The sequence below is a fragment of the Rubripirellula lacrimiformis genome (genome assembly GCF_007741535.1).
Classification (GTDB): Bacteria; Planctomycetota; Planctomycetia; order Pirellulales; family Pirellulaceae; genus Rubripirellula; species Rubripirellula lacrimiformis.
On record NZ_CP036525.1, the window covers coordinates 1342864 to 1363307 of the forward strand.

The 20444-nt window shown below is 58.0% G+C and carries 10 protein-coding genes; 6 read left to right on the plus strand and 4 right to left on the minus strand.

What is annotated here, in order from left to right:
• Positions 1-246 precede the first annotated feature (246 nt).
• The 6 genes from K227x_RS04635 to K227x_RS04660 all read left to right on the plus strand — a co-directional run bounded on the left by K227x_RS04635 (position 247) and on the right by K227x_RS04660 (position 12525).
• Positions 247-2832, plus strand: a complete 2586-nt coding sequence (locus K227x_RS04635; protein ID WP_218933776.1) for a dockerin type I domain-containing protein — start codon at positions 247-249, stop codon at positions 2830-2832.
• A gap of 301 nt (positions 2833-3133) precedes the next feature.
• A complete protein-coding gene (locus K227x_RS04640) occupies positions 3134-7546 on the plus strand; it encodes a Calx-beta domain-containing protein (RefSeq protein WP_218933777.1) in 4413 nt (1470 codons plus the stop codon).
• 132 nt (positions 7547-7678) lie between these two features.
• Entirely contained in the window at positions 7679-8083 is a 405-nt protein-coding gene (locus K227x_RS04645; protein WP_145168340.1) for a hypothetical protein, read from the plus strand.
• 104 nt (positions 8084-8187) lie between these two features.
• Positions 8188-9084 (plus strand): SDR family NAD(P)-dependent oxidoreductase, encoded by an 897-nt coding sequence (locus K227x_RS04650; protein WP_145168342.1) that lies wholly within the window; start codon positions 8188-8190, stop codon positions 9082-9084.
• 116 nt (positions 9085-9200) lie between these two features.
• Positions 9201-10520, plus strand: a complete 1320-nt coding sequence (xylA, locus tag K227x_RS04655; protein ID WP_145168344.1) for a xylose isomerase — start codon at positions 9201-9203, stop codon at positions 10518-10520.
• Positions 10521-11322: 802 nt separating this feature from the next.
• Positions 11323-12525, plus strand: coding sequence for a threonine/serine exporter family protein (locus K227x_RS04660; protein ID WP_145168346.1), 1203 nt, complete (start codon positions 11323-11325; stop codon positions 12523-12525).
• A 47-nt stretch (positions 12526-12572) separates the two neighbouring features.
• Here K227x_RS04660 and K227x_RS04665 read toward each other — a convergent pair whose 3' ends face one another.
• The 4 genes from K227x_RS04665 to K227x_RS04680 form a co-directional block, all read right to left on the minus strand.
• Positions 12573-15263 (minus strand): prenyltransferase/squalene oxidase repeat-containing protein, encoded by a 2691-nt coding sequence (locus K227x_RS04665; protein ID WP_246146511.1) that lies wholly within the window; start codon positions 15261-15263, stop codon positions 12573-12575.
• Positions 15264-15293: 30 nt separating this feature from the next.
• Entirely contained in the window at positions 15294-15716 is a 423-nt protein-coding gene (locus K227x_RS04670; RefSeq protein WP_145168348.1) for an ExbD/TolR family protein, read from the minus strand.
• A gap of 3 nt (positions 15717-15719) precedes the next feature.
• Positions 15720-16616 (minus strand): MotA/TolQ/ExbB proton channel family protein, encoded by an 897-nt coding sequence (locus K227x_RS04675; protein ID WP_246146513.1) that lies wholly within the window; start codon positions 16614-16616, stop codon positions 15720-15722.
• 101 nt (positions 16617-16717) lie between these two features.
• Positions 16718-20122: a tetratricopeptide repeat protein gene (locus K227x_RS04680; RefSeq protein ID WP_145168352.1), complete on the minus strand. Its 3405-nt coding sequence runs from the start codon at positions 20120-20122 to the stop codon at positions 16718-16720.
• Between the last annotated feature and the right edge of the window lie 322 nt (positions 20123-20444).

Genomic DNA, 20444 nt, shown 5'->3' on the forward strand with positions numbered 1-20444 from the left:
AAAACTCCATCGATTGACCGTGATATTTCGGTTGATCGCGAGTCTAACGCAGGGAAGCACACCGATGTACCGATAAAGGTGATGGCCTGATGTGGCCTTTGCCCCTGTGACGCCGATTGGGTGTTGGATCGCCACTGCTGACTTTTCTTACGCTTTTCCCCTGATGTGCTGATGCCGCGAAGGTGCTCGCCAAAACGACGACAACCGGTGCGTAGAGGTCGGCTGGAAAAGCTGGAATCACGCCGCATGATGGCTGCCGATTCGATCGGAGTGACGCCATTGGATACCGGTGAATTCTTGCTCGGCACAGTGACCGTGACACCGGTCTTCTTTGAAAGCAACGGTGAGATTGATCCCGAGAGCCAGGATTGGACGACTGCCGAAATCGATGAAGTGTTGGCGAAGGTTGGCGAGGGTGTGAATTGGTGGAGCGATATGCTCGATACGATGGACACCGTTCATACGCTGGATTTCGTGATCGATGAAACCTTCGCACGCGATCCGTTCGAATCGCCCTACGAACCGATTGATCGAAATACGAACGCGCTGAACGAATACATCGGTGATTTTGTGACTCGCCAAGGCTATGGCGATTCGCGATCCATCGAAGAGGCCGTGCAGCGATTCAATCACGATCAACGGATCAAGCACGACACCGACTGGGCTTTTACCATTTTCGTGGTCGATTCGTCCGATGACCCGGATGGATTGTTCGCATCCGGTGGCAACTTTTCGGCGGCATTTGCCTACGCCGGCGGTCTGTTTGTTGTGACCCCTTCGACGCGCCCTGCATCCACCATTGCGCACGAAATGGGGCATATCTTTTGGGCTCGCGATGAATACCAAAACGCGAGTTCCTGGACCGACCAACGGGGATACTACGACGCCCAAAACTTGAACGCCGCTGACAATCCAACGCCTGGATTTTCGCAACAAGACAGCATCATGCGGGGCGGCGTTCCACTGACGGCGGCGTTCGAATCGCTTACCACTCCGGCGTCGACGCTAGCGATGGTCGGATGGCAGGACAGCGATGGTGACGGCGTCTTTGATGTTGCCGATGTGCCATTGGATTTGGATGGCATCGGATACTGGGATGCCGAACAGTCGCTTTACGTTTTCAGCGGAAATGCATCGGTCGCGGCGCTTCGAAATCAGAATTCCTCGGGCCCGCAAAGTGACATCTCGTTGGCGGAAATCAGCGAACTGCAGTACCGATTGGATGACGGTTCGTGGTTGGTCGCAGACACGCCCCATTCGCAGACGGCGATGTTTGATCTGACGATCTCGATTGCTGATTCTTTTGATTCGATCCAGTTTCGGGTGATCGATACGTCGACCGGAATTGCCAGCCCGATCATCGGCGGCACGGCCGCTGTGCCCGCGATCACAGCGGCGGGGATCACCGGGGTCGCTTTCATGGACGAAAACCAGAACGGCGAAAAAGACCTAGGCGAACCGGCATTGGCCGCCACCGGCGTCCGCGTGCTGCACGCGGATGGTTCGCCATTGTTGGTCGGCAACGTGGATGCGGCCGACTTTAGTGATGGGGCGATCCCCGAGGAATCGTTCGTGGGCGTCACCCTGGCAGCCGACGGATTGGTCTCCTCTGCGGAAGTTGCGGCGTTTTTGCAGGATGACGCTGCCACCGATCGGGTTTTTCATTCTTACGATCTACAGCGGTCCGCATGGATCCAGCGGTGGTCGTCCAAGGTTGCGTTGAATGCAAGCTTTGACGAACCCGTCGGCGAGGTAACGGTGTCGTTGATTGGTGTCGGAGATGCCAGTTACGGGCGTGTGGAAGCCTATGACGCATCGGGCACCTTGATCACGCGTCAGACGTCGGCTGTGATCGGCGACGGCGAATCGATGACTGTGCAGGTGACTGACCCGCGTGGTCAGATCGCCAGCGTGCGTATCTTTGGTCACGCCGACACGTCGGTTGCCATCAAGTCCATCGATTTCGGGTTTCAAGCCCAATCCATGACGGAGCTGTCGGGTGGATTTCGTTTGCCCAATTTGCCTGATGGCGATTATCAGGTGGTTTTGGATCCCGAGCGGGCGATCCATTCCTTTGGTTCCCAACCGTTGAACGTGTCGGTAGTCGCCGGCACCAGTTCGATCCTGATCGCTGCGGCCCAACGCGTCGACAGCCCCCGTCACAATCTAGCGATCGCCGAGGATGCGAATCAGGATGGCGAGATCAACGCCACCGATGCGTTGGTGATCATCAACGATTTAGCCCGGTCTTCACCGCGCCTGTTGGCCGTCGACGATACCGAAGGGTTCGATGTCGATGTCAACAACGACGGCGCTGTTTCGGCCTTGGACGCCTTGGTCGTGATCAACGCTCTGGCACGTCAACGCAATCAGGCGGGAAATGGCGAATCAGAGGCAAACGGGGGGCCCGACAGTGCCTTGATGACCGATTTGGCGTTTCGCGATTTCGAAGCTCGTTCCGCCACCACGACACCCGATCCGTCGACGCAGCTAAGAACAACGGATTCAGGAGGGATTCCCCTTCTTGGCCCGTTTGCCCAGGCGGAAAGGATTGCCAATCCGCTGGCTATGTTCAACTTTGACGATGGTATCGCCGTTAATGAAAGTGTGGGAACGCGCGAATCCGATACCGCTGATGGGGGCAAGTCGTCGGCGGCTCGTCGGCAACGCACTGCGATCGCACACCATGCCGATGTCCCGGTCGAGACGTCGGATCGAGTCCAAACGTCGAAAGTTGACGAGTTGGACAAACGAACACTTCGGCCACAGGATTGGTTCTTTCGGGGCATTGAGCCAAATATATTGGAACCTGAGACCGATTGGATGGTCTAAGGGCCATGCGCAAACCCTGTTGACGAAGAAACCAAACTGTTTGTTGATAAACGGGGGAGACCAGGTAAGATGGGTCCACTAATCGCTTTTTTCGGACGAACCCCGTCCCTAGTTGAATTACGCTGGCGCCCTGGCCGGGTCTAGCTCAAAGTCCGACACCGCGTCGGCGTTCAATTCCCCACGATTCCACTGCATCTTCCCGAGAAAACAGATGAGAAATCTGCGTCACTTGCTTAGCCGCTCCGGATTGCTTTCAAACGAGAAGCGGCACCGACGCTCCGAGAAACCTCGCCGGAGCGACGTGACCCAGAGACGCCTTGGGAACGAGCTCCTGGAGAAGCGGGAGCTCCTAGCTGGCGATATTCTTGCCAGCCAGCACAACTATTGGAACGGCTACGACGTCAACGACGATCACCAGATCACGTCGCGTGATGCGTTGGCGATCATCAACCAATTGGGACGTCAGAATTCTGGCGAATCCGAAGTGGCCGGCGCTGATGGCCCACAGATGTTCTATGACGTCAACGCTGACAACGCGGTCACCGCGGCTGACGCATTGTCGGTGATCAACGCGCTTGGACGCGGTGAGGAAGCTGGCGAACTTGTCGAACTGATGCTGAACGCACGTACGACCGGTGACGAAGCGATCGCGACGGATGCGGGTGGCGCGATCAACGTCAACGTCGGCGAAGCATTTGACCTGGAAATCACTTACGACGATTTGCGGCTGTTCAACAACCGCTTGGGATCCTTCCAGCTGTTCACGGACATCGAAGCTTTCGATTCCAATGGCGATCCAGTGGCTGGCGTGATTTCGCCAGTCCTGAACGAGACTCAGCGGCTGATCATCGACGAAGACATCAATACCGTCGCATCGACTGCAGTCGTCTTTTCGATCCCCGAGCTGCCGCCGGGAGCTCAGGCTGGTGCTACGCTGACGTACACCGCGTCGATCACGGACTTCGCCAACAACACGACTGACGAAGTTTCGAGCGCGTTGCAGGCGTTTGGATACACCACTTCTCAGTTCGAGATCTCGTCGCTGACCTTCGACAATGCCGATCTCGGTTTTGAAATTCACTTCACCGGTGACGAGTTTGGCAACATCGACTTGCCGAACATTTCGGTCGATGTGATCGAAAGCAACGCTGCCGATACGATCAATACGCAGACCGTCGAATTTGCGCCGTTCTTGCCCGACGGCGTCACGCCCAACAGCGCTGCGGTCCAGTTCAACATCAACTCATTCAGCCGCACCTACAACGACAACGAAGAATATTACTCGTCGTTGAACCGCGGCGGTTTCTCGGTCGACACTGGGTTCACTGACATTGGCGGCTTGGCCAATAAGGTTCCGTTGGAAGGCGGCGGTATCCCCGACGTGACCGACGATGGCAGCTTCATCGAACCCTTCGACGCGTTCAGCGTTCGTGTGTTCATCAATCAACCGATCAACGGACTGCGTCTGCAGTTGACGCCTGGTGAAGATCGCGAAGCGACTTTGCTGTACGGTCGTGACGATTTTGTTCCGCAAGACTTGGTCTTGATCGAGGACACCGATACCAACAACAACGGCACCGCTCAACTGATCGTCAACGCGATCGGCACTGTCGTCAGCGAAGGTGCTTTCTCGATCGATCCGGCTTCCGTCACCGTCAGCGAAGCGGATGGTACGGCGACCTTCACGGTCAATCGTACGGGCGGAACATCCGGTGCCGTAACGGTGGACTTTGCGACCGCCAACGGAACGGCTACCGCCGGTTCGGACTACACCGCCAACAGCGGCACGCTGAACTTTGCCGACGGCGAATCGAGCAAGACGGTGACTGTTTCGATCACCGACGATTCGGACGTGGAAGGCGACGAGAACTTTACCGTCACGATCAGCAATGCGACCGGTGGTGCAACACTGGGAACCGTGCTGACATCGACCGTGACGATCTCCGACAACGACGTCGCAGTTCCCGGGACGTTTGCAATCGCACCAGCGACCACCACGGTCAATGAAAATGCGAACACGGTGACCTTCACTGTCACTCGATCCGGGGGCACCGATGGTACGGTGACCGTGGATTTCGCAACCGCTGATGGAACCGCCACAGCCGGTTCGGACTACGCCGCCAACAACGGTACCTTGACGTTTGCCGATGGCGAATCGTCCAAGACGATTACGGTTTCGATTACCGACGACAGCACCGCTGACGAACCCAACGAAACGTTCACGGTCACCCTTAGCAACGCCACCGGCGGTGCGGCCCTCGGCGGTGTGACTGCTTCGACCGTAACGATTGTTGATAACGACAACACCGTGCCGGTTCCCGGCGTGTTCTCGATCGCTCCGGAAACCGTCTCGGTCAACGAAAGTGATGGCACCGCAACTTTCACCATCAATCGCTCGACCGGCAGCGACGGCGCTGTCACGGTGAACTTTGCGACCGCCAACGGAACCGCCACCGCAGGTTCGGATTACACCGCCAACAGCGGCACGCTCAACTTTGCTGACGGTGAATTGTCAAAGACCGTCACCGTCGCGATCACCGACGACGCCGATGACGAACCGAACGAAACATTCACGGTCAGCATCAGCAGTGCCACCGGCGGTGCGACTCTTGGGGCCGTGACCACATCGACGGCCACGATTGTCGACAACGACGCAACTCCGGTTCCCGGTGTATTGTCGATCAGTCCGGAAACGGTTTCGGTGAATGAAGACGTTGGCACAGCAACCTTCACCGTGAATCGAACCGGCGGCAGCGATGGCGCGGTGACCGTCAACTTCGCGACCGCCAACGGATCGGCAACGGCTGGTTCGGACTATACGTCCAACAGCGGCACGCTAAGCTTTGCCGATGGCGAAACATCCAAGACCGTCACGGTTGCGATCACGGACGATTCGGACGTTGAATCCAACGAAACCTTCACTGTTTCGATCAGCGGTGCCTCCGGTGGTGCAACCCTAGGGTCTGTGACAACGTCGACTGCCACGATTGTGGATAATGACGCTGTCGTCGTTCCGGGCGTGCTTTCGCTTTCGCCAGCTACCGTTTCGGTCAACGAAGACGCTGGCACGGTGGTCTTCACCGTCAATCGGACCGGTGGCAGCGATGGTGCTGTGACCGTCAACTTCGCCACCAGCAACGGATCGGCGACTGCCGGTTCGGACTACACGTCCAACAGCGGCACGCTAAGCTTTGCCGACGGTGAAACATCCAAGACCGTATCGGTTTCGATCATCGATGATTCGGCTGATGAAGCCGCCGAAGACTTTACGATTTCGATCGGCGGCCCAACCGGTGGTGCAACTCTGGGGACCGTAACCACGGCGACCGCGACGATCGTCGACAACGATGATCCCGTCAACAATCCGCCCACCAGCGCCCCTGTGACGGTGACGGGTGTGGAAGACACCGCATCGACCTTCACGTCATCGACATTGCTGGCGAACGCATCGCCGGGAACTGGCGAATCGGGTTCACAATCGGTCAGCATCAGCAGTGTTGCTGCAGCGTCCACCGAAGGTGGGCAGGTCGTTCTGAACTCAGGCGGCAATGTCAGCTACACGCCGGCAGCCGATTTCTTCGGGTCGGACACATTCAACGTGACCATCACGGACACGGGATCGCCAGCCAAGTCGGCCACATTTATCGTCACGGTGGTTGTCGCATCGGTCAACGATGCACCGACCGCGGTTGGTGAATCGGCGTCCGTGTTCTCGGGCACCACGACGAACATCTCGGTGCTGGGCAACGACAGTGCTGGACCAGCCAACGAACCGCAAGGTTTGACGCTTGTTTCGGCCACTTCGACCGGCGGAACCACATCGGTCAACGGTGACGGAACGATCGCCTTCACACCGAACGCCGGTGTGACCAGCACGACGATCAGCTACACCATCCGTGACACCGAAGGGGCGACTGCGACCGCCACGGTCGATGTGACGGTTCAAGATTTCATTCCTGCGGTGATCACCGGCTCGGTCTTCATCGACAGTGCGTCCAACTTGGATGCGGTGATCAACCAAGGTGCTGCACCGGTTCTAAACGGTGTCAAAGACGACGGCGAGCAAGGGTTGGCTGGGATCGTGGTCCGTTTGACGGATTCGACCGGAGCCACCGTGGCCGCAGTCCAGACGGGTGCCGATGGTCAATACCGATTCGAAAACGTCGCACCGGGCGACTACACGGTTGTCTACGATCTGCCGAACACCTTGTTGCCGATTGGCGAAACCTTCGCTCCGATCAGCGTCGCATCCGATGGAACGACATCGGGAAGCGGACCGAACATGTCTCTGCTGGGAACCCAGGGTTCGGCGATCGAAAATTCCGACATCTTGGCATCCAGCTATCTGCGAACTCACCAAAACATCGCTGAAATCAGCCAGGGGGGACGCGAAGGTGGCTTGGCATCCCTGGACGGACTTGGCGGACAAGAGTTCTTGATTCTTGGCGCTGGCTACGACGGTGTGGAATCCGCGGAATTCGTCCTGTCGGACTCTGGTGACACCGCCTTGCTGGTCATCGTCGAAGAAGGCGAGTCGACACCTTCGGTGGCACGTTTGTCAGCCGAATACTTTGTCGTCACCCCTGACGGTCGCGGAGTTCAATTCTTTGGCGGCCTAGACGATTTCGATTTCGTCCCATCGTCGAACGAAGCGATTAGCGAAGAATTTTCGAACTTCCGCAGTGCGATCGACCGCGCCATGGCGGACATGTAACAGACGATGGGGTGTCGCAGATTTTGCGGCAGACGTCCCTGATACAGCATTTCCTGATAAAACAATGACCCCGGGCCCGGTTGGATTCACTCTCCGCCGGCCCGGGGTTTTCTTTTTATCCTGGATCCTCGGTTGATCGACGACACCATGCACGTGATTCGATTGCGAAAGCCTTGGCAGAAAACGGCCGCCGATGGCATTGTGTTGCGGGTGGATGTCCCCGAGCCACCGCACGACTTCGATGTCACCAGAGACGACGAGAGCGTTGGCGTGGTGGATTACGAGCGGCGGTTCAATTCGCCCACCGGTTTGGATGCAACCGTCCGCGTTTATCTGCGCATCGATGGTTGGGAAGGCGAGTTAGTGGACGTGCACTTGAACGATCGGTCGCTTGTATCCGACGTGGACTCGCTACAATTGCGGATCGATATCACCGATTGGGTGCTTTCCGCCAACCGATTGGTGATCCGGTTGAATGCAAATGACCAGATCACCGATCCGCGATTGTCCGGGGAAGTCACGCTAGCGATCGAGTGATCGGAGCACCGATCACCAGCCCCGCTACACCTGGTGTCGACAAACCAGCCCGCCCTGCCCTGCCCCCTTGGGGACGCATGTATCCACATCACTGACGATCCTTGATGAAATCAGAATCCGTTCCGCTGGCGATCGTTACCGGAGGTTCGGCAGGACTGGGAACCTACATCGCCGCCGCGCTGTTAAGAAACCGATACCGCGTTGTGATCGTGGGTCGCGACGCCGATCGTTTGGATCAGGCTAGCCGGCATTTGATTTCGTTGATGGGCACCGTGGTTGGGACCGGGGCCACGCCGACCGATTCGGGCCAACCTGGCCTCGGTCAGGTGTCCGCCGAATCGATGCTGGTCGCCGAGATCGCCGATGTGGGTGACGCGGACCAGGTCGCCGCACTTTTTCGGCGAGTTCAGGATCGATTTGGCCGCCTGGATGCATTGATCAACACGGTCGGCGCCAGTGACCGCGGGTTGATCGAAAATCTTTCGACCGATCGTTTGCAGGACTTATGGCGCCGGAACGTCGTGACCGCCTTGTTGTGTTCTCAGGCGGCGATTCCTGCACTTGAATCATCCGGTGGTGTCATCGTCAACATCGGATCATTGGCGTCCAAGGTGGGCGCTCGTTACATCGGCGGCTATGCGATCGCCAAGCATGGGTTGGCCGGATTGACCGGCCAATTGCGTCTGGAATTGAAGTCGCGGGGCGTTCATGTTGCGTTGGTGAGCCCCGGACCCATCCGCCGCGACGACGCGGGGGCACGTTACCAACAACAGTTGGACGATCGTCTGCCTAGCCAAGCGGCCCAGCCGGGCGGCGGTGCACGCCTGAAAGGTCTGCCGCCGGAAAAAGTGGCTCAGGCCGTGGTTCGATGCATCCAGAATCGGAAGCCAGACGTCGTCATGCCAGGCTATTTGCGGCCTTTGATCGCCGTCGGACACGCGTTTCCCCGCTTGGGCGATTGGTTGCTGTTGAAGTTCACGTCGTCCAAGTCGGAACGGTAGCGCGGCATCGTGAAACGGGGCACGCACGGCGGGTTGTCGCCGATCGTGAAGCTGTCGATACTAAGGTCCTTCTTTAACACCTTATTGTGCTTCTCTTGCTTAGATGGAATCGTCTGATGAGTGCCTTTTCTGATATTCCCCAGATCCAATACGAAGGTCCCCAAAGCGACAATCCGCTGGCATTTCGTTGGTACAACCCCGATGAAATGATCGAGGGGAAATCGATGAAGGAACACCTTCGATTCTCCATCGTCTATTGGCACACATTCCGTGGTACCGGAGCGGATCCGTTCGGTCCAGGAACAGCCGTGCGTCCTTGGGATGACGGCACCGATTCGGTTGAAAATGCTCAGAACCGGGCTCGCGTTGCATTCGAGTTGTTTGAAAAGCTGCAGGCACCCTACTACGCCTTCCATGACCGGGACGTTGCACCCGAAGGTTCGTCATTGGCGGAATCCAACAAGATCTTTGACGCCGTCGCCGACGTCTTGGAAGAAGAACAAAAACGCAGCGGTGTCAAACTGTTGTGGGGCACGGCCAACATGTTCTCCAATCCCCGCTTTATGCACGGGGCTGCCACGACCTGCAACGCCGATGTGTTCGCCTATGCCGGCGCACAAGTCAAAAAGGCGATGGAAGTAACGCACCGTTTGGGAGGCGAAAACTACGTCTTCTGGGGCGGCCGCGAAGGCTACCAAAACCTTTACAACACCGACATGAAACGAGAACTAGACCACTTGGGCAAGTTCTTCCACATGGCGGTGGATTACGCCAAGCAGATTGGCTTCACCGGCCAATTCTTGATCGAACCCAAACCGAAAGAACCGACCAAGCACCAGTACGACAGTGACGCCGCCGCGTGCATGAACTTCCTGCGGTCCTACGGACTGGAAAACCACTTCAAATTGAACCTGGAAACCAACCATGCGACGTTGGCCGGGCACACGATGATGCACGAAATCGATTATGCCGGAATGCAAAACGCATTGGGCAGTATCGATGCCAACACCGGCGACATGTTGCTGGGCTGGGACACCGACCAGTTTGGAACCGACTATTACCTGACCACGCAAACGATGTACTACATCCTAAAGCATGGCGGTTTGGGCAGCGGCGGCGTGAACTTCGATGCGAAGGTGCGTCGTGAATCGTTCGAACCAATCGATCTTTTCTACGCTCATATCGGCAGCATGGATGCCTATGCGAAGGGCTTGAAGATTGCCGCGGCGATTCGTGCGGACAACGCAATCGACGGGTTCATCAGCAAGCGATACTCGTCGTTTGATGAAGGCATCGGTGCCAAGATCGAAGCCGGTTCGGTTGGCTTGGCCGATCTGGAAACCTACATGCTAGAAAAGGGCGAGGTCTCGCCGAACGTCAGTGGACGTCAAGAGATGCTCGAAAACTTGGTCAACAAGTATATCGACCGAGTCTAGTTGTCTGTCGCTGGCAACAGCATCCGTACCGCCCAAAAGGGCTCGGTGGATTGGTGGATCGAAGCGGGCCTTCGATTCATCAAGCTGTTTCTTTCCCCGTCGAAGCTATCCTTCTCGATTGCCCGGGCGGGGATCCTACGGAAATTGCCTGGCAAATGGATGCCGTTTGCGATGGTTTCTGGTCTGCATGCGGTCCAGTCTGCAGACCTGCATCGGGATAGGTTCCCAGCGTGGCCTGAACAGGTTACGCCCGTTCGTCGAATCCGGCCCAGTGAATGTCTGGCCCAGTGAATTTCTGGCCAAGTGAATTTCTGGCCCAGTGAATTTCCGGATCGAAGTGGAAGGTCCGGTATCGATGGACCCCGTTTCCGTGTTTGAAAAACGTGCCGACTGTCCGATCGTCGACTGCAATCACGATTCGCCAGGTTAGATGACCACGCTCGATCATCCGGTTGATCTGAAACAAGTGCGATTTTGATCTCACCGCCGATCACTCAGGTTGACGTTCGGGAGATCTCCGGTCGACGTCGCTAGGATCGGGGCGCAAATCGCGTTGCCATCGGCATTCTCAGCCACGGCAGTTTGCCTAGCAAAGTTGGTTTGTCCGCGAGCGTCTAGGATTGGCGGAATTGCGTAGCTGGCTTAGTGTGTCACGTCCCGCGTGGTTGCCGATCCTAGTCGCGGAGAATTTTTAGCAGCGTTTGGGCGATCGTCGATTTTCGCGTTTGAACCTTGCTTGACGCCCGCTGGCCGTGGGCACGATCGGCGTGCGTGTCTGTGAATTTGTGGGCAAAGGTGAACTTTGACGATCAAAAATAAACGTTTCCTGTTCCTGATCGAAGCCGCCATGGTGCTGCACCGGTACGGCACCCCATCGCATCGATTGGAGCGATCGATGTGGAAGGTCGCGACTTCGATGGGCATCACCAGCGTGTTCCTGTACACGCCGACGGCGCTGGTGATCTCGTTGGAAGACGACGAATCGGAATGCACGGTCGTGCGTCGCGCGGACTCAGGCCAAGTGGATGTCGACAAGTTGATTTCGTTGGACGATCTGTTGACGAAGGTCGAAGCCGGGACGGTGTCAATCGACAGGGCCCGCAAGGAAATGGTTCGGATCGACGAAGCCGCTAGTCAGTTTGCAGGGTGGGTCTACGGGTTGGCCAATTCGGTTGCCTGCATGGTGGTCGCCGTTTTCTTTCAAGGGTCCGCTGACGAAATTGTCATGTCGGGCGTGGTTGGATTGTTTGTTGTTGCCCTCGAATCGATTCATCGACGGTGGCAACTGGAACCTGGGTTGTTGGAACCTGTCTCTGGGATGGTTGCGGCGGTGACGGGATTGATGGCCGCTCATTTCCTGTGGCCGATGGACGATCGGTTGGTCGCCTTGGCGGGGCTGATCGTTCTGATTCCCGGTTTGCGTGTCACGATCGGTTTGACCGAATTGGCGGTCGGGCACCTGTCGGCTGGCGTGGCGCGGTTGGCCGGGGCGCTCGTTTCGCTTGCGACGATGTTCGTGGGGGTCGCGCTGGTCTGGCGGGTGGCGGGTGGATGGCGATGGATCCCGGACCCGCACATTCCGGTTCCATTGTGGTGGTCCTGGATTGCGTTGGCGGTGTCGCCTATCGCATTTGCAATCGTGTTTCGCGCTGGGTACCGGCAATGGCCCATCATCGCCGCGGTATCGATCTGTGGGGTCGCGACCAGTTGGACGGTGGCACCGATCTGGGGCGCCGAAATTGCTTCGTTTCTGGCATCGTTGGCGGTCGGCTGTGGCAGCAATCTGTATGCCCGAATCGCCGACCGACCAGCCATGGTGGCGCTGACTCCTAGTATGCTGATCCTGGTGCCTGGATCGCTTGGCTATCGTTCGCTAGCGGCGTTGTCGGATCAACAAACGATCGAAGGGATCCAGTTTGGCTTCGCCATGTTGGTTGTTGGTCTGTCGATCGTCGGCGGGCTGTTGATGGCCAACCTGGTCGTGCCACCGCGACGGATCCTTTAGCCGTGATCTGCGTTGGTCGATGCGAAACACGGGACCACCATGCCTGGCTATTCCGCAGTGTCTTCGTAGATCGGTAGGTGCCGGTAATACACTTCTAAGTTCAATAAGTTCATCGTCGTCACGTACAGGCGGCCAGCGTGAACGCTCCATCGATCCGGCACGGGACTGACCGGGTCCCAACTGCCGATGGCGGGGCCGTCGTCCAGTTGGCTCTTTAGCAGGACCGGGTTCAGCGATTGGTTCCAACGTTCCCAGTGGCTGCCGCCCATATGGAACATCACTTGGGTTGCGTAGTACCAGTAATAGGCGTCCCGCTGCGGTGACACAGCGGTGCCCATTTGCGGTGGGTATTCCAGCAGGTAATCCGCAGCCGACCGCATCGCCGGGGTGTCTCGTTGCCAACCGGCGTACATCCGCATCAGCATGCCAACCGCTGTCATCGTTGGCGTGGCGAATCGGCCATGGCGCTGGGTTGGCGTGTCGGGAGCGAACGGGTTGTACCGATAGCGATCATCCCGATCGGGGCTTTGTGCCATGTCCAGCCAGGTTTCGATTCCATCATAGGTTTTCGGTGATACCTCCAAACCAGACAATTGGCCGCTTTTGAGCGCCATCATCATCCATCCGGTGACGCTGGTGTCGGAACTGACTTGCGGCGAATAGCGCCAACCACCACGGCTAAGGTGCTGAGTCGCCGCGATGTAGTCGAGGCACATCTGGGCGGGTTCGCGGAGCGATTCGTCTTGCGTCATTCCATAGGCTTCGCAAAGCGCCAACGCGGCAATGCCATGCGAATAGAACGCGACATTGCGGTTGCTAAGCGGGTCTTCGGATCGATACAGATCACCATTGGTGCGTTGATTGTCGATCAGGAATTTCAGGCCACGGCTGACCGAGTCGGCGTACTGGTGTTCGCGGTGGGTGTAGCCGGCACCTTGGAATGCAAGCAGGCACAGTCCGGTCGCGGCGGTATCGCTGCGCAGAACCACATCGGTTCCATGTCCTTGCAGCGACCAACTTCCGTCTTCGTTTTGGATGCGAGACAGGAACGCCAATCCTTTTTCGATTGCTTCTTCGGTGGCAGGTCCGACCATTCCGGCCGGCGTGGGGCTGGCGCCGCCTTCGGTTCGCATCACACGTCGGCTGAACGATTCCACCGCAGCGACTTTGTTTCCAAAGGGTGTGATGGGCCCGCCCACATCGCGTCGACGTCGTGTGCCGGTCGTCAAATCCATCGCTGCAATTTCGGGTGGTTCGATCGACGGCACAACGCCTGTGTTGCGATTGGGAAGATCTGCTAACCCGATGGGACCGGTTTCCATTGGAAGATCGAAGTTGGGGCCGGCCATCGACAAAACGGCCAATGACGATACGTCGGGGGAAACCGATGGGCGTGTGGGCGACGAAGCCAACGGTCGCTCGGCGATCTCTGAACTAGCCGAACTTGGATTGGCGGCGGTGGCAACCGATTCGCCGCTGGCGGTGGGTGGGCCGGCCGGTGAAAAGCCCATTCCGGCGGACGTTCGATTGGCTCGGCCCGGGACGCGCATCTCGCGACCAGCGGTGATCTCGGGGGATCCGGCTGCCGCGGTCGGATTGCGGCTGGTTCGATCGCCCGATGATAGATCAGCCGAACGTGAATCACTTTGTTGGGCGCCTGGTGCATCGCCCAACGAAAGAACGGCACCGGTGGACTTGTTGTCCCGTGACATCGGTGTTTCGATCGGTGTCATCATGCGATCCGCGTCGGGGGTTAGCCGTGCGATCGCAACGGCCGGCGGCGCCGGCGCTGAACCCGCCGGTTTCGGCCGCTGAGCCGTGGATGGGTCGCGGCGCGTTCGCTGCAGGCCTGCGTCACCGACCATCGGCATCGCCTCGCTGCGCTGCCGCGATCCGGCGCGTGACGGTTCGCGGTTTGCATTGGTGCTAACCGTGTCTGGCGACGGCAGTTGGAACTGATTGGGCGACTTCGCCGAGTTGCGTGAATGATCGGTGGGGCGATCGACCAGACGTTCTTGCACGTTCGCAGTCACGGCGACGTCGGGTGCCACGGGCGGTCGTTCGGACGTGGGCATGGAATCCGAGAATGCGGCTTGCCGCCGCGCCAGTTTGGCTGGTGCATCGCTGGGTTGTGGCAATGACTCGGACAGGTCTTCGCGTTTGATCAAGTGGTCTCGGCTCGGCCGTGCGATGGGATCGCGCGGCATCGGCATCTCTAGCTGCGGCGCGGTATGGGCGACCGGTGGAAGCTGACGTTGCTGGCGCGGTGTGACAGGCGACGCTGTTTCTGTTTCGGCAGGTTGGGACCAGTCGGGCTGAGTCGATCGTTGGTCCGGTTTCTTGAACAGGTACTCGGGGACGGTACGCTTGACGGGAAGACGTTCTGGTTTGACCCCGGTAAATGCGTCCGGGAAATAGTGGCTGAAAATGATGACGTTGATGGCCAACATCAACAGGACCAAGTGCACCAGGACGCTCATCAGGAAGCCCAGTTGCAGCGATTTCTGGACGTACTTGGATGCGAATCTTCGCACCACAACATCCAACCCAAACGCGGTCAGGGGCACCGCAACGATGTAGGTCCGGGCATTCCATTGCCACCGTGCGTCATCGAACGACAACTGCGTCGCGATCAGGTACGTCACGACGGACGCCAGCACCGCAATCGACAGGTCCAACGGCCACATCCGGTCGGAAGTGTTGTCGGCGGATTCAGAGGAGTAAGCGTCAGAGGTCACGAAAAACTGTTGTCCCAAGGAATGCGATTTCTAAGTGCCCGGGCCCTCTTGGGTCGTCACGGCATAGTCGCTGACGCCGGTTCGGTTGCAGGCATCCATCACGCTGACCACGGGTTGGAATGACGTTTCCCGGTCCGCCCGAATCACGACGGATTGGTTGGTGGGATTGTTGGCGACCGCGGTTTCCAGGACCCCCCTCAGTTCATCCAATGTGGTGGCTTGCCCGCCAACATAAAACGTACCTGTGGCGTCAATGTCAACGATGACTTCCCGTGGTTTGCCAGTCATCGGCACCGCGCTGGTTGCCGACGGCAAAACGATGTCCAGTCGCCGTTCTTCGTCCTCGAATTCGCTGGTCACCAGGAAAAAAATCAGCAACAAAAAGACCACATCGATCAGTGGGGTCAGGCTAAGCGTGCTGGCGACGGAGGATCGCTTGATTTTTACAGCCATGCATCAACCCGTCTTGGCTTGGTCGCGAGACTTGCCGGTTTGTTTGGGCAGTGGTGGAGCCGGTGGGGCCTCGTTCAGGGTGTCGTGCATTCGCAGAGTCCCATCCGAATTCATTTGGCGTCGTCCAGTGAATCGGGCCAATCCGGGCGCGACATCGAATGACAATTGTTCAATGCGGTGGAACAGTTTGATCAGTCGGTTTTCCAAATACAGTGCCAACATGGCCGCGGGAATCGCCACCACCAACCCGGCCAACGTCGTCACCAGGGCGGTGTAGATCCCTTCGGAAAGTTGCTCGCTACGGCTTCGGTCGGCGGTCAATGTGGTGGATTCATGAAATGCCACGATCATTCCCCACACCGTTCCTAGCAATCCCATTAGCGGCGTCGCAGCAGCAGCTAGCGTCAGCCATCGAATCGGCGATGCCTGGTGGTCAGCTTCGCGTTCGATGGTCTCGCTAGCCGCACGCTCGATGTCCGCCAACGGTTGGCCGGTGCGCCGCAGCATTGCCATGATGACCCGGCTCGCCGGCGATGGCGATTCGATGCATGCGTGGTAGGCGGCGGTCGGATCAAATTTTGAAATCGGATCCAACATGGCCGCCAACTGTTTCCGCAGCTTCATCGGGATGATCCGGCGACGGCGCAGACTGGCAAACCGTTCCACTGCCAAAGCGACCACCAAGAAACTCATGATCCCGATCGGAATCATGAAAGCGCCCCCGCGGGAGATCAGCGTCAGCAGATCGATTCCCGACGGTGCCGCACCGGGCGGTGTCGGGTCGGGTTGATCTGTCATGATCGATTGGATCTCTGACGCATCGATGGGCACGTTGGCATCGATCGACCGAGGGTCACGAATCACCGGGCCGGTCGGGCCACCGTTTTGTGCCACGGACACTGTCGCATTCGCAGCCATCATCACGACGACGACGCCAGCTGTAACCAGGACGGTCCAGCTAGTCGGGCGGCAAAAGCGATGGGTTTCGGTCTTAGATCGCATCACTTGGTTAAGGCCTCTAGCCGCTGGCTCGATTTTTCGGCGAGTTCGTGTTGAGGGTGGTTTTCGGCGACGTACTGGTAGAATCCTTCGGCCAGTTTTGTTGCCTTCTGTTTCGCCGCCTGGGTCTGTGCTGACTGTATCAGCAGTTCGCTGCAGCGACCGGCTTCGAAGCCGCTTTTGGCCTGCCAGTTCTTGATCGATGCGGGAGCCTTCTGGGCGCCGAACCCAAACATCACTCGCTGGAACTCGGGAATCGCTTGATCGAACTTGCGATCCGCAAAATGGATTTCGCCCATCATGAAGCGAGCCCTAGCGGCTAGTTCGCTGCGATAGTTTTCCGCGACTTCGCCATAGAATTTCAGGGCGCGGTCATTTTCTTGTTTTTGTTGATACGCAAATCCCGATTCGTAGAACACCTGCGGCAGGTAGTCCGACGCAGGGAATCGCTCGCGAAGTTCGTTGTACCACTGAATGGCTTCGTCCCAATCTTTCAACTGAGCGGCGCTTTGCCCACCATGCAACAACGTCAGCTCGCGGACTTGGCGTTCTGCGTTTCCACGAACCGATTGCGATGTGTCGTTGTTCTTGCGGATCCGTTGCTTCGCTTGGCGATACCCTTCCAACGCGTTTGGGTAGTCGCCTTCTTTGAACCTAGATTCCGCAACCATCATCAAGGCATCAAAGCTAAGCCTGCCATCGGGGTGCCGCTGGGCTTGTTTGGCAAACGCTTCTTCAGCAGCATCAAAGTCGTCGACTTTGAAATGCGACCAGCCGAGGCGATAGAGTGCTTTTTCGGAAAGTTCAGGGCTGTCGGCACGTTCCGAAGCAATCAGGAATTGGTCGGCAGCCTTCTTCCATTGACCTTCGACGTAGTGACGTTGTCCAAGGAAATAGGATGATTCGGCAACCAACGGGCTGTCCGGGTAGTCCACGGTCAGTTGGCGAAAGTGGTCGGCTGCGGCGGTGTCGTCGCCAACTTCTTGCATGGACCAACCCAGTTCGTAAAGCACTTTGTCCATCGACGGGTACTGGGGAACTTCACTAACCAAACGTTGCAAATTTTTAGCGGCCTGGGCGGGCAGCTTTTCGGTTTGGTCGATGAGCGCTAGTTCGTACAAAGCATGTCCAAGGTTGACGCCGCTTGGTTGTTTGGCCAAGTACTTCTCTAGATCTGCCCTGCCCTCTTTGTACTGCTTGCTGTTTCGGTGCGCGATCCCGCGAGTCAGCAGGGCATCGTTGGCCAATGGATGATTGGGATAGCGATCAATCATTTGGTTGACCGCCTTCATCGCCTGTTCGTAATCGCCCGCCTGAAGCAACGAGAATGCTTTGCCGTATTGGGCGTACGGAAGCAGGCCGGGGTCGCGTGTCGCCCCCAGGATCTGGTCAAAGTAAGTGTTGGCGTCCGAGTGGTTGCCGGCGGTGCTAGCCGATTGGGCCAGCTTGTAACGCGCTTGGTCGGCCATCCGTGTGTCCGGCGCGGCGGTGACCATTTCTTTCCAGGTCGCGATCGCCGCATCGCTTTGGCCGGCAGCCATCTGGGCCTGGCCAACCATCAATCGGGCTTCGGCCGCACGCGGCCCTTGGGGATCGATCTCGGATGCGGCAGCAAACGCGATTGCGGCTTCGGCGGGCCGTTTCAACATCAGTTCGGCCTGGCCGATCAACAGGTTGGCATCCGCCTTTTGCGCTGGCTGGGGAAACGATCCCAGTTCCGTCTGCAACATCCGAATCGTGTCGGCATACGTTCCCGAGGCGTTGGATGTCGTCGCCGCACGCAAAACCCAAACGGGGCGTTGCACGTTGTCTTTGGGAGTCGAGGCAATCAGGTTCTCGTACGCCTGCGCCGCTTGCTTGGTGTTGCCGGTCTGCAGGTGCCCTTCGGCGGCAACAAAACGGACATCCGAAATCAGCATGTCGTTTGGGAATTTTTGGACAAACTCGTCCGCCAGTTCGATCGCTTTCTTGGGCTGGTTGATCTGTAACGCCGAGAAGGCCGCGTTGTAGAGGGCCCGCGGTGCCAACTTGCCATCCGGCGATTCACGATACGCCTGTTCGAACAATTCCAACGACTGCTGGATGGTTTGCGGGTCCATCGAAAGCGATTCAGCCAAGTCCAGTCGCACCTCGGTCGCGAAATCGCCTTCCAGTCCTTTGTCGATCTGCTGTTGGGCGATCTTTGCCGCTTCGCTCGGTTTGCCCTGGTCGATCGCGATTCGGGCTAACCAGTGACTCGCTTCGGTAGCCGCAGCAGGGTTGGTTTGCTGCAGTACTTTCGCGAAACGTTTGGCGGCTTCATCGATGTCGCCGCTGCGATAGATGCTTTGGGCCGACGCTAAGGTGGCCGATGCCGCGTATTCCGATTCAGGAAATTGGCTTAGCAGTTGCTCGTATTTCGCGGCGGCCTCGGCTGCCTGGTCCGCTTGCGCTAATGCAAAGGCTTGGCGAAAGATCGCGTAGGCTTGGTCTTCGGGCGAATCGGTGGATTCAATCGCTTGCTGCAGCGACTTCACTGCGGCGAGGTGTTCCCCACGCAGAATTGCCAAGTCGCCCAACCGCAAATGGACATCGGTCACCAGTTCGCCCTGGTCGCAACTGCTAAGCAGCTGTTGGTACGACGAGATCGCATCCTCCGGTTGGTTCAGTTCTTCCTGGGCGACGCCTCGAGCGTACAGTGTGTCGCACCGGAGCGGCGAATCTTTGGCCTCCGGAAGGGCTAGCAGTTCATCGTAATAAGCGATCGCACGGGGGATTTGTCCCAGTCCGTAGGATGCTTCGCCACAGTAGAAAATCGCACGATCAGAGAACCTCGATTTCGGGAACTCTTTGCGTAGCAGTTGGAACGTCGCCAAGGACTGTTTCAGCCGATCCATGTCGCGTTGGGCGCCGTCACCCGCGGACGCATACAGGCACCAACCGTAGTTCGCCAAGCTTTCTTCGCGCAGGTCGTAGGTCTTGTCCTGAATCGCTTGGGCAAACGCTTTGGACGCTGCCGCATAGTCCGGCGGCGCCGTTTGCATGTGGCAGACCCCTAGATAGTGAGCCGCTTTGGACGCCATCGGATGATTCGGGTAGGCAGCCAGGAACTTATCCCAACCCTGGATAGCCAGTTCCAGTGCACCGCCGGTTTGGAAGTTTGCCGCGTCGGCGTAAGCCGCCATCGACGCCTCGTCCGACGCCGTCGTGGAATCCGCTGCGCCGTTTGGCGATGGATCCTGCGCGATCACATCGTTGGCCGACGGAATCATCCATAGGGCTGCGATGGCGACCAAACCCGCTCGGATCACGAATGATCCGCCAATCGATCGACGGCCATCACGGGAATGAAGCGTCTTCGGTTCGAATGCGGCGCTGTCGCGTCCGTCGTTCCACTGCTTGCTAGGAATCGCAGCGACCGGGGGCATGACTGACGGCCTGATCACAAACTCTCTCCGATACCATAGCAGTGACAAGAATCCAGACCGCAGCAAGCCATGCGTACCGCGTCAGGGAATCAACGTGCGATCGCTGGAATGGGTCTCCCCACCGCATCGCCTTTGTATTCTAGCGGCCTAGCAAATGGTTCGATAGTTCGACGGCGCCGCTTGCCTAGTCCGAAAAGGTCGCCAATTGCCGTGTTTTGCCTATCTGGCCAACCTTCGCCGATCGGATCATGAACCGATTGGGCTGCCGGTCCGTATGGTGTTTTTCCAGCGGTATGTGAATTCGGCTAGTTGCGACGCCCTG

Bases quoted from the DNA above. Each gene is read 5' to 3' on its own strand.
- K227x_RS04635 (WP_218933776.1), top strand. From the start codon at position 247: ATGATGGCTGCCGATTCGATCGGAGTGACGCCATTGGATACCGGTGAA.
- K227x_RS04650 (WP_145168342.1), top strand. From the start codon at position 8,188: ATGAAATCAGAATCCGTTCCGCTGGCGATCGTTACCGGAGGTTCGGCA.
- xylA (WP_145168344.1), top strand. From the start codon at position 9,201: ATGAGTGCCTTTTCTGATATTCCCCAGATCCAATACGAAGGTCCCCAA.
- K227x_RS04670 (WP_145168348.1), bottom strand. From the start codon at position 15,716: ATGGCTGTAAAAATCAAGCGATCCTCCGTCGCCAGCACGCTTAGCCTG.
- K227x_RS04680 (WP_145168352.1), bottom strand. From the start codon at position 20,122: ATGCCCCCGGTCGCTGCGATTCCTAGCAAGCAGTGGAACGACGGACGC.